The 11,191-nt window shown below is 38.4% G+C and carries 11 protein-coding genes; 6 read left to right on the top strand and 5 right to left on the bottom strand.

Translation table 11 applies throughout. The features are described from left to right. Positions 1-143: 143 nt before the first annotated feature. The 4 genes from MMH89_RS02210 to MMH89_RS02195 form a co-directional block, all read right to left on the bottom strand. Positions 144-821: a hypothetical protein gene (locus MMH89_RS02210; protein WP_258568748.1), complete on the bottom strand. Its 678-nt coding sequence runs from the start codon at positions 819-821 to the stop codon at positions 144-146. Between the two features lie 98 nt (positions 822-919). Then, positions 920-1,396 carry a hypothetical protein gene (locus MMH89_RS02205; protein WP_258568747.1) on the bottom strand — a complete coding sequence of 159 codons (477 nt, stop codon included), beginning with the start codon at positions 1,394-1,396 and terminating at the stop codon, positions 920-922. Positions 1,397-1,399: 3 nt separating this feature from the next. Then, positions 1,400-2,080 (bottom strand): hypothetical protein, encoded by a 681-nt coding sequence (locus MMH89_RS02200; protein ID WP_258568746.1) that lies wholly within the window; start codon positions 2,078-2,080, stop codon positions 1,400-1,402. A 62-nt stretch (positions 2,081-2,142) separates the two neighbouring features. Next, a complete protein-coding gene (locus MMH89_RS02195; RefSeq protein ID WP_258568745.1) occupies positions 2,143-2,592 on the bottom strand; it encodes a hypothetical protein in 450 nt (149 codons plus the stop codon). Positions 2,593-2,892: 300 nt separating this feature from the next. Here MMH89_RS02195 and rsfS point away from each other — a divergent pair, with 300 nt between their 5' ends. The 6 genes from rsfS to MMH89_RS02165 are packed head-to-tail and all read left to right on the top strand — an operon-like array spanning position 2,893 to position 9,101. Continuing rightward, positions 2,893-3,201: a ribosome silencing factor gene (gene rsfS, locus MMH89_RS02190; RefSeq protein WP_258568744.1), complete on the top strand. Its 309-nt coding sequence runs from the start codon at positions 2,893-2,895 to the stop codon at positions 3,199-3,201. Continuing rightward, positions 3,198-3,650 carry a 23S rRNA (pseudouridine(1915)-N(3))-methyltransferase RlmH gene (locus MMH89_RS02185; RefSeq protein ID WP_258568743.1) on the top strand — a complete coding sequence of 151 codons (453 nt, stop codon included), beginning with the start codon at positions 3,198-3,200 and terminating at the stop codon, positions 3,648-3,650. Before rsfS ends, MMH89_RS02185 begins: the two co-directional genes overlap by 4 nt. Before the next feature lie 54 nt (positions 3,651-3,704). Further along, complete coding sequence (locus tag MMH89_RS02180; RefSeq protein WP_258568742.1) at positions 3,705-5,378, top strand: penicillin-binding transpeptidase domain-containing protein; 1,674 nt, start codon at positions 3,705-3,707, stop codon at positions 5,376-5,378. Beyond that, positions 5,375-6,472: a rod shape-determining protein RodA gene (rodA, locus tag MMH89_RS02175; RefSeq protein ID WP_258568741.1), complete on the top strand. Its 1,098-nt coding sequence runs from the start codon at positions 5,375-5,377 to the stop codon at positions 6,470-6,472. Before MMH89_RS02180 ends, rodA begins: the two co-directional genes overlap by 4 nt. Continuing rightward, the gene (locus MMH89_RS02170; RefSeq protein WP_258568740.1) at positions 6,472-7,434 is read left to right on the top strand and encodes a lytic murein transglycosylase; all 963 of its coding nucleotides are present in this window, start codon (positions 6,472-6,474) and stop codon (positions 7,432-7,434) included. Before rodA ends, MMH89_RS02170 begins: the two co-directional genes overlap by 1 nt. Continuing rightward, entirely contained in the window at positions 7,431-9,101 is a 1,671-nt protein-coding gene (locus MMH89_RS02165) for a tetratricopeptide repeat protein (RefSeq protein WP_258568739.1), read from the top strand. Before MMH89_RS02170 ends, MMH89_RS02165 begins: the two co-directional genes overlap by 4 nt. Here MMH89_RS02165 and rnr read toward each other — a convergent pair. Continuing rightward, on the bottom strand, positions 9,098-11,182 hold the full coding sequence (gene rnr / locus MMH89_RS02160) for a ribonuclease R (RefSeq protein WP_258568738.1): 2,085 nt from the start codon (positions 11,180-11,182) through the stop codon (positions 9,098-9,100). The two genes, MMH89_RS02165 and rnr, sit on opposite strands and share 4 nt — an antisense overlap. Positions 11,183-11,191: the final 9 nt, after the last annotated feature.

Raw genomic sequence — 11,191 nt, 5'->3', positions numbered from 1 at the left:
CTCAACTGTTTTGCAAAGTGACATATTTTGTCTAACCCAATTAAACAACAATCTATTATTATCGCCGGGTATTTTTTTGTAAGACTGAATCAGTCTTAATCGAACAGAAGCTACCACATCAACGATTGGTTGAGCCAGAGCCCCTATTTCCCCCCTACATGCTTAATAGTTGCAACACAACCTATATAATCTGGACACAACTGATCAACATTGAAGACTCGTAAAATTGTAGAGAGCTCTATATAATCTAACAAAGGTACATACTCAGATGACATTCTTAAACCTGTGAGATAAACCTCTCGCAATACATCTGTTACTGGCTGGCCTTTCAATTCAATGATTAGACTCCTCCACTCCATAACGTGCTGCATATACAAATAATGGAACCAAATTGTTTGATGACGTGTTGTTGGAGCATTATACTCAAGAACACAACCTTCCTTGAGTGCGAAATCTAGAATACACTGATAATAATAAGACAAAGCGCACCTTACACTAGACTTCAAGTAAAAGTCTTTAGGGATATGAGAGTCATACTCTATGCTCATCAACAGATAGTATAAAACATACAAAGGGATTGAGCCCCGTGACAAATGATCTGGAAGCTTAATTTTATACTTAAAACCAAGGTTATTAAGATAAGATGATGATAACATATAATCAACAGGCGTTATTAAAGATACTGTGATAGCATGCTTACCAGCAGAAAATAACGACTTAAGCATAAATCGATTATAAAACATAGGTGGATTCTTAATCAAAACAACCTTCTCGGCGCCTCTTCTAATCACATAAGGAAACCGCCTTTGCTCTAAATCCAATAAAAATACAGGCTGCTTCTTATAGGCACCCTCGCCCTGTCGTCTTCTAAAAATAGCTAACTCTGAAGGAATATCAAGTAGAATCTCACAACCCCCATTTACTTTCTTTTTTTCGCCAGTTGCTTTTTTTGCAAGGATGGCACACTCATTGTGGTTTGAATAAGCCCATATGATTTACTGTGCCTCCAGTCGCCAGCATTTAAAGTCTCAGAAGGACCCAGTTCTCCACTAAGTGCCTTCATAAGATATAGATCCAAATGATACAAAGCTTCTCGACATTCGGAAGTGTTAGCACTTGCGTAAAAAGAGTCTGCTATAAGTAACCGAACAACTGCAGACCCAGGCCCTCTACCTCCTGCATAAACACATAAATTATGTCCCTTTTTATCTAAAGCTTCTATCAGCCCAAAGTTAATAGGCATATCCTTGGAGTTGGCAGTATAGGAAGATCTCAACATAGAGTGGCCAATTGCACCACAATACAACATATAGGCAGCACTCTCATCACAACCTGTGAGTTTCTCATAAACTGCAAATAAAGCGTCAAAATCAATATCCGAATCAACACTCCACACAAACTACATCAGAGAGTATTCAAACAATTGATAACCCTCTGCATTTAAATCTTCAGCGACTAATACCAACCAAGATAAAATCTCTAAACAATTTGGGGCAGATAAGATATCAATAATTATTTGACGATTAACATTAACCGCCGGATCATGCATCAAGTTCTCATTAACAATACTTGCCACACATTTACTGGTATCTTTAGATTGAAACAACTCAATAATAGACAAATACCGCTTTAAAACAACCTGATCTTCTTTTGAAAGCTTGATCATGTCTACTATCATTGATTGCATAAACTTCTTAATATCTATTTTTGAACGAATTATATCATCACTTAGATAGTCAAATAGCAAATCATTTAATTCAGAATCAGAAACATAGCGTTTATGCTTTATCAGAGGCCAGTCAAGCTTAATTTCAGGAACTACCGGGTAAACCAATTGATTAAACTTAAGAAGCGCGCCTCCTTGCAAACGCATCTGCTCACTGACCAGCAATCCCCTAAAGTCAGCTGATGTTTTCTCAATCCTATCTGCATTATCTATTAGCCACTGATTCTTGCCTTCAAGAGAACCTATAGATGTAGCGCTACCACCACCCTGAACCTGCAAACACTCATCCAGCTCTACATAAAGGGATTCTGAAACAATAGGCTTCAATTGATCTAATAACTCTATATTCGACACCCATAAAGATTGAAGCCGTTTATATTCTGTCTCGATCCTGGCTTTATCTAGCGGCTTAGTATTTAGGGGCGATTGATATGCTCTAACATAGGATTAGCTTCACGTATCAGCATATCTAGCATAGTTGAGCAGATGTCTTTTAAATCCCCGTCAAAGGAACGTGGGTGCACAATTTTATTACGAATAACATATAACGTCTTTATTTTTTCTTTTGTATTTCTATTCGCTTTTTTCTTATTTTTAGAACCCTGTACATGTTGACGCAATAACACCAGGCCCTCTGCGCTTTGCACCGCCTTATTAAGTAATTCTACCAGCATCACAAACTGGTATAATTTAGAGCGCACATCACCACTTGGCAATAAGATACTTTGCAGCAAACTACTCACTCTTTCCATAGATTTATGCAAGTCAAGCGCATCAGAACAGACAGGAACGCCGGCAACCTTATCTTCTGCAGCCTTAAACCCTGGTTTCAAGCTCTCTTGCAGCCTAGCCTTAAACTCAGGCAAGTGATCCAAACAATCAAAAACCTGTGCCTCATGGCTAACGGGTTCCTTAATTCTCTATCTTGCAATGAATCGCCTAATAAATTATTACGCCAAATCATGAGTAATGCAGCACTGCATGCATTCTCCATGTCAAATTCTGGCAATAGCTCATCAATCTCGAGCTCAAGTGTCTTTATTTTAATAATAATTCACCCTAAGTCTTTATTATCGATGCATTTAGCATATACCATTTATTAAGAATTATCTAGCAAACCAAATGACTTATATGATAAACTAAATATCAATAATCAATACTTAACTATGAATTCAATGCAAAACCAAATATGCCAAGTACTTGAAGAATGCAAGGCATCATCCATTTTAGTCATCAATACAGAAGGCAAAACTGTAATCTGTGATTTTATGATTATAGCAACCGCTGAAAGCTCCCGGCAAATGCAGTTTATCGCACAAACATTACTACGTGACTTTAAAAAAGACCGTATGCAATCTAATGCTGAAACTGATGAAAACTGGACACTGATTGACTTAGGCGATGCCATCGTGCACATCATGACCCCAGAGGCACGGAATACAATCAATTTGGAAGAAATTTGGTCTAAGCGATGAATGTTACAATCATTACTTGCTCCAAGCGTACACTTAAAGCAATTAATGAACTCTCTGCTCAATACATCAAACAATGCATCCGTTTTGCAAAAATTAAACATATCAATGTCAAACCTGTATTAAGCACACCCACCGCTAAGCAAAGCAACACGGAAAATTTACTCAACCAAATACCTAAACAATGCCAAGTTTTGATATGCGATGAGCGTGGAACAAACCTGACTACTGAGCAACTAGCAAAAAAATTTGATCAAATACAGCAAGCAACAGGTCACATCTGTTTAATTATAGGACCTGCAAGTGGATTTGATTTAACACTCATCAAACAGCACCAAACCATCAAACTATCTGACTTAACGTTACAACACGAAGTCGCTCAACTTATTTTATGTGAACAAATCTACCGAGTTTTAAGCTATCTAAACAATCACCCTTATCATATCGCTTAAGATTTGATCAGATATAATAAAGGTAGTACTATAACATCAAATTGATGGTTTATAATGAGCAAGCTTCGAAACGTTCATACAGAACGCATGATTACCAAAAAGCGTTTAGTTATTGTTGTCAGTATATTTGTATGTGCATATATACTTTTGCTTTCTAATCTCTACACCATACAAATCAAAAAACACGAATATTACCTAGGCCTTGCTACTCAGTATCATACTAGAAATGTGAGAATTGAACCTCAGAGAGGAAAGATTTATGATGCAAACAAGCATGTTTTAGCCACTGATCAAACAACGTTTATTGCTTGTTACCCAAAACTCCCCTTAGATCAACAAGAATTCATTCAACAAAGTGCCCTATCTACACGTAAAGCATCTAAAACACACCAATGCAGTGAAGTTGAATCTTGGGACTATGCACATATCAATCACTGGAATAATGATGCAATCATTCTAAAGACACACTTAACCAGACAATACGCTCAGGGTAATAAATTATCACATTTAATTGGCTATACCAGTCATGCTAGCATAAACCCTTTGTCTAATGAGCAAGCTAGTACACATCAATCAGGTGTAAACGGCATTGAATCTTACTATGATGACCAACTCAAAGGTTACCCAGGAAAAAAAGTTCACACCATCAATGCCAGTGGCACCATACAACAAACACACACTCTGTCTAAATCAATAGCTGGAGAGGACATTTACACAACGATTCATAGTAATTTACAAAAAAAAGCACATTATTTACTTGATGGGCACAGCGGTACGGTAATTATGCTTAACCCCAACACTGGTGCGATTATAGCTGCTGTTAGCACACCTAGCTTTGACCCAAAAAACCCAATTAAATCCGCTGATTATAAAAACAGTAATTTATTAAACCGTATTACTCAAGCCACTTACCCACCGGCATCAACACTTAAGCCTATATTTTCTCTTCTCGCCCTCGAGGACCAACATATCAGCGTACAGGATAAAATTCATGACCCAGGATATTATTTAGTTGGTAATAAACGATTTAGAGACTGGAAGAGACAAGGACATGGTGAAGTTGACCTGAATAAGGCCATTAATGAGTCATGTGACACTTACTTTTACATGCTGGGACATAGACTAGGTATTGATACCCTAGTTAACTACTTATCATTGTTTAAATTCAACCAAGCGACTCAAATAGACTTGCCTAATGAAAAAAACAATTTGATTCCTACTGCACAGTACAGACGTGCACGCAGCGGGGGGTGGTATGATGGTCATACCATCATTACAGCTATTGGGCAGGGAGACTTAGCTGTTACCCCAATATCACTCGCTCGAGCAACTATGCTCTTAGCGAATAAAGGTTATGATCACCAGCTACACATCAACAAATCTAATCAAAGTATTGCCAAGACCCCGACCCTCAAGGTTCAAGATAAAAACTGGGAGATTATACATACCATTCTATCTAGCGTCACGCAAACTGGAACTGCTAAAAAATTTGCAGGAAGCTCATATTCAGTAGCTGGGAAAACTGGCTCTGCACAGGTTAAAGCTATCGATAAAAAAGCAGACTACTATACACTTAAACAATATGAAAAAGACCATAGCCTATTTATCGGATTCTCACCGGTTATAAACCCTGAAGTAGCGATTGTTACGATTATAGAACATGAGCCACTTGCAGTTAAAGTATCCAAAAGTATGCTAGACTATTATTGGGAGGTAACACAAAAATGAGCCGCATACGATCATCTAGATATGATCATATTGACCCTATACTTATATATTTACTGCTGTCCGCTATACTATTTGGATTTTTAAGCTTATATAGTGCTGACCATCAAAACTGGGGGTTAATCACAAAACAATTAATTCGTGCTACACCAGCTTTGATAGCAACCGCTATTTTATTTAAATTAAATAAACGAACGCTTCAAGACCTAACACCTATCATATACACTGCCAGTATTATATTACTTATTATGGTTCTTCTATTGGGATATATGACTAATGGTGCACAACGATGGCTTAACCTTGGGTTATTCAAATTTGAACCTTCTGAGTTAGTGAAAATTTCATTACCCCTAACGCTTGCTAGCATTATTGCCAAAGATGGCTTGCCTCTAAAAAACTATAGCATCATCAAATCAAGTCTGTTAATCATACTCCCATTTATTCTAGTGCTTAAACAACCTGACCTTGGAACTGCCCTCATTATTGCAACTATAGGAGGGTTATGCTTGTTCCTATCAGGCTTATCCAGAATGATCATACTCAGCTTATGTGCACTTTTATGTATCTCCTCACCCATTATCTGGAGCCAAATGCATGACTACCAAAAACAGCGTGTGATTACATTGCTCAATCCAGAAGATGATATTCAACATCATGGCTATCATACACATCAATCCAAAATTGCAATCGGATCCGGTGGCATGACTGGTAAAGGACTATTAAACGGCACCCAAAACCAGCTAGGGTTTGTACCTGAGCACAAAACTGACTTTGTTTTTTCTCTTATTTGTGAAGAGCTTGGTTTTATAGGTGCAACCTTCTGGCTATCACTTGTTCTCGCTATTGGTGTTCGGGCAATTCTGCTTGGCTATCGACAATATTGTTTATTCAGCAAGCTATGCTGTATCTCAGTGGGGTGCAACTTTATGCTAAATGCATGGATTAACATGGCTATGGTAACTGGCATTATACCCGTAGTGGGAATACCGTTACCACTCATCAGCTATGGTGGAACGAGCTTTGTAATGACCCTGCTTGGATTCGCTATCGTTTTGAAGCTAGGGAACCCAGATCCTAGAAAACAAGGAGCATGGTAATGATTCTTATTTTAGCCTTTATGCTATTTAACTTCAGTATAGCTAATGAATGTTTGACCAGTGACTATATTGATATTCGGACAAACCGTTCTTTATATCAATCCGCTTTATATGCACAAAAAAAATACAGTGTTCCTATGAAATACAGTTATGAAAAACTGCAGTGTATTGAACCTAATAAAACAGTTCCTAGCAAGATCACCGCGCAGAAAGATAAAAAATCACCCAACCCATTTGCTGGGGTCCAAAGATTTGTTACCCAAGACAGAATCGATAAACAAAAGATATTTTATTCTAAACACATAAAAACCTTTCATTCACTGGCAAAAAAAGTAGATCCCCACGTGATTTCAAGTATTATTTGTATCGAAACATTATGTGGTGACTATACAGGGAAATACAGTACAATCAAGGCGCTTGCCAATGTAGTTGCCAATGACCACCCTGATACTCGGCATAGATTACATGGCTACATGACAAACGAACTTGGCACTCTTATAGCACTAGACTATTATGGTATCGTTGACACCGAAACACTCAAAGGGTCCTGGGATGGAGGCATTGGCTTAGCACAGTTTATGCCGAGTTCATATATGAAATACGCCATTAGTAACAACCAAGACACCCCCAACCTGTTTAAACTAGAAGATGCAATTTTAAGTATTGAAAATTATCTCATCCAACATGGATGGCGCACAGGCCAACCCATTGTCACACAAGTCCCTAGCACCCCTCACATACACCAGCTTATGAATCAAAAATATGAGCTTAAATGCACACCTGTTATATGCCCATCTGATACACTGCATACCCCTAACAAAATTATTAAAGCAGAACTCAATAATGAAACAACTTATTGGTACGTATTCGATAATCAATCTGCTATTAAAGCATACAATCCAAGGCCCAATTATATACTTTCCACAGGTATACTGGCTAACCTTTCTGAGGCAGAAAAATGAATACTTTAACAGAAATAATTAGCAAACATCAAAACCAACAAATAAACGAAGCCATTGAGGGGTATTTACACTGGCTTTCATTACACCCAAATGATGCTGAAGCACATGAGCTCATAGGGATTGCATACGCTCAAAGTAGTGATATAACCAATGCGATGAATCACCTTAAGCAAGCATTGAAATATAACCCCAGTAAAACATCTATTCACAGTAACTTAGCACTCTGCTACAAAAAATCAGGAAAGCACCCAAAAGCAATTAAACTCTGGGAGAAAATATTAAAAACTCAACCCACACATCTATCTATTTACAATAACTTAGCTAGCACCCACATACAGCTAGAGCAATATGCACAAGCTAAAAACAAGCTCCTCAAAGCACTCACGCTACACCCCAACTATGCCGATGCACTATTCAATCTTGGTATTTTATCTATCCGCACCGATCAACTAAAAAGCGCACTAAATTATTTAAAAGCCAGTAGCAAACAAGGTCATAAAATAGCATCCTTTCAACTGGGCATATGTCTGGAGCAATCTGAGCCTGCTGAGGCGAAGAAATACTTATTACAAGCACTTGAAAACAACCCAGACTATGCCGACGCCCACCATGCCTTGGCACGCGTTAAATTAGCACTCAGTGAAGATGAAGAAGCTTTAGAACACTTTGTTCAAGCACAAAGAGTCAACCCATATCTCCCCTATTTAATGCAGAATATTGCAAGTTACTTTCATGTAAAAGGAATGTATGTCAATGCAATTGAATATTGGTCAAAAGTCCTGCCTCAAGATTGTGCACCAAGCGAAATCAACTATAATATTGGCGTTGCCTATCATTTTATGGGTAAACATAGCACAGCAAAAGAATATTTTACCTCTGTTTTAGACGAAGAACCCAACCACATCAATACGCATCTCAACCTTGCTACTATTGCACTACAGTCAAATGAAAGAAATCAGGCAAAAGTACACTATAATCATGTCCAAAAATTAGAGCCTAATAATGAGGAGGTTTCCTATTTATTAGCAGCCTTAAATCAAGATGATTATAAAAACGCACCGCCTCAAAAATACGTGAAGAACTTATTTGACCAATATGCCCACTATTATGAAACCCACCTCACTACCGTACTTAAGTATCAAGTCCCTGAAGAATTATCAATTCTCTTCTCTACTCACCTCAAACATAATAATTACCTAACCCTTGATTTAGGATGCGGCACTGGGATTATGGCTAGCAGGTTGCAGCCTTATAGCCGGCACATCACTGGAATCGACCTATCAGAGAATATGATTGAGCAAGCACGCACTAAAGCTTGTTATACAGAATTAGTATGTAGCGATTGTATCCATTACCTCAAAGACGAACCTGAATGTTCTCTGATAGTTGCAGCTGATTTACTCCCTTATATTTCTGACCCGAGTCTATTATTTAAATATGCATTTAGGTGCTTACAGCCTAAAGGTCTACTCTTCTTTTCATTTGAACTACTCACCGATGGAACGTACACACTAAATGAACATGCACGCTATGCACATAACTCAGCATGGATAAAAGAAACTTTAGAACAAATTGGGTTTACAGTAGAAGAAGTACACACGTGCACATTGAGATCCAATCAAAATAAATCAGTTGCAGGCGCCATTATAGTTGCTCAAAAGCCTTAATTCTCTGCTAGATGAAAGTCAACTTGCTGAGTAAGCACTGCTGCACGAACAACAACTACCTTAATACTTTTACCTTGCATATAGACCTTGTTCGAAGACTTTCCTCTAAGCACCAGGCTCTCCTGATCATAGACAAAACGCTCACTCCCTAAATTAGAGATATGAATTAACCCCTCAATAGGAAACTTATCCAGCTCCACAAATAAACCAAAGTGCGTTACCGAGATAACCCGGCCTGTAAAGACTTGATTCACGTGGCTTGATATATACTGAGTCTTTAGCCATGCTTGCGCAAACCATGATGCTTCATCTGCGTGGCGCTCAGTTTGAGAGCAAGAACTGGCAATTGACTCTAGATCTTCTAAACCCTGCTGACCGTCTAGTACTGACAGCAATGCACGATGCACTGTCAAATCCACATAGCGTCTAATTGGAGAAGTAAAGTGCGTATAATTAGTGCAAGATAGCGCAAAATGGTGATCATCTTCAGCGCTATAATGCGCTTGCGACATGGTTCGCAACAATAGCGGCTCTATTACTGATTTCATAGGCTTCGGCGCTTGATTTAGCACCTGCTGAAAATCTTTTGGCTTTGGATTCAAAGGCATTTCAATTCGATGAAAAGCTAAATATTCTCTCAAGTTTTCAACACGGTCCGCACTAGGCGCATCATGTGATCGCTTAATAAAGGGTTGATTGTGCTCATTCAAAAACTGACCTATAGACTGATTGGCACAAAGCATACACTCTTCAATTAATTGATGAGCCCACCCTCTTTGTACCTTTCTAATATTACAAACCGTACGGTCTTCTGAAAAATCAAACTTAGGCTCTGAGCTTGAAAACTCAATTGCACCTTGCTCAACACGTTTCTTATGTAACAAATGTGCAACTTCATTGAGTGCACTCATTGACTGAGAGATATGATCTGGATACTGCTCATTTTTTATCATTTCAGTAACATCTTCATAAATTAAGCGCGCATGACTCCGAATCACAACCCTTTGAACTGTGCAATTCGTTACATTGCCTTTATGATCGATATCCATGCAGGCACCCATAGCCAAACGATTCACATCTGGTTTTAATGAGCAATATTCATTACTTAAATACTCAGGCAACATAGGGATTACAAAGCCAGGAAAGTAAACTGAGTTACCTCTTGATCGAGCTTCAATATCAATCTCTGACCCTTGTTTAATGTAGTGAGCAACATCTGCAATAGCTACATAAAGTTGATAACCACTCTTAGTTTTCGTTGCATAAACAGCATCATCAAAGTCTTTAGCATCTGAGCCATCAATCGTTACGAACGGAAGGTCAACCCATGAAGTTCTCGTAGCCAACTGCTCATCAATTTCATCTTGCAAATTAGGCATTAAACTACTATCCCAATCACCATGTAAGTGAAAGAGATTTCTAGCTATTTCACGTTCAATACCTGGGGTATTAGCAGATCCTATTTCTGATACTGGAACTACAGATATCTGCCTTCTGTTAGGCTGTTTCTCTGCTCTTTTAACCAAAAGGATTACACCTTCCTTATATGTGTTAATTTTTTTAAGATCTAAAAAGTGCTTAATTCTCTTATCAAAAGGCAGCAAACGCTTACGACCTTTGTGCGAAGATACATGACATACGATATGACGTGAACATGACTCCAGCACCTTAATTGGGATGGGTTTTGACTTTTCCGTGACAGGGTTAGGCACTCGAACCATGACTTTATCATGAGGAAAAATCCCTTGTGAGTGGCGATATGAAAGCAGCAGTTTGCACCCACCTATCTGAACCATCAAGTCTCCTGACTTACTTGATTCTATGCGCGCCTCAACCAACATTGATTCACTAGATATAAAGTATCCTTCTTTTGATTTTTCAACCTGATCATCACGCCACATTGCCTCTAGTCGCTTACCAACAGCATCTCTGGCCCACCCTTTTACATTTAAAGCATCTAGGGCATCCTCCAAAAGCATAGGCTTACTAGATAAAACAGATAAAATAATCTCTCTGGATGGTATGGGATAATCATAGTTGTTATAACTATGTTCACTGTCTCTGTCTATAGGATTGCTCATTATAATTTC

This window comes from Candidatus Comchoanobacter bicostacola, assembly GCF_024172705.1.
Classification (GTDB): Bacteria; Pseudomonadota; Gammaproteobacteria; order Comchoanobacterales; family Comchoanobacteraceae; genus Comchoanobacter; species Comchoanobacter bicostacola.
This window is presented reverse-complemented; position numbering and strand designations above follow the sequence as displayed.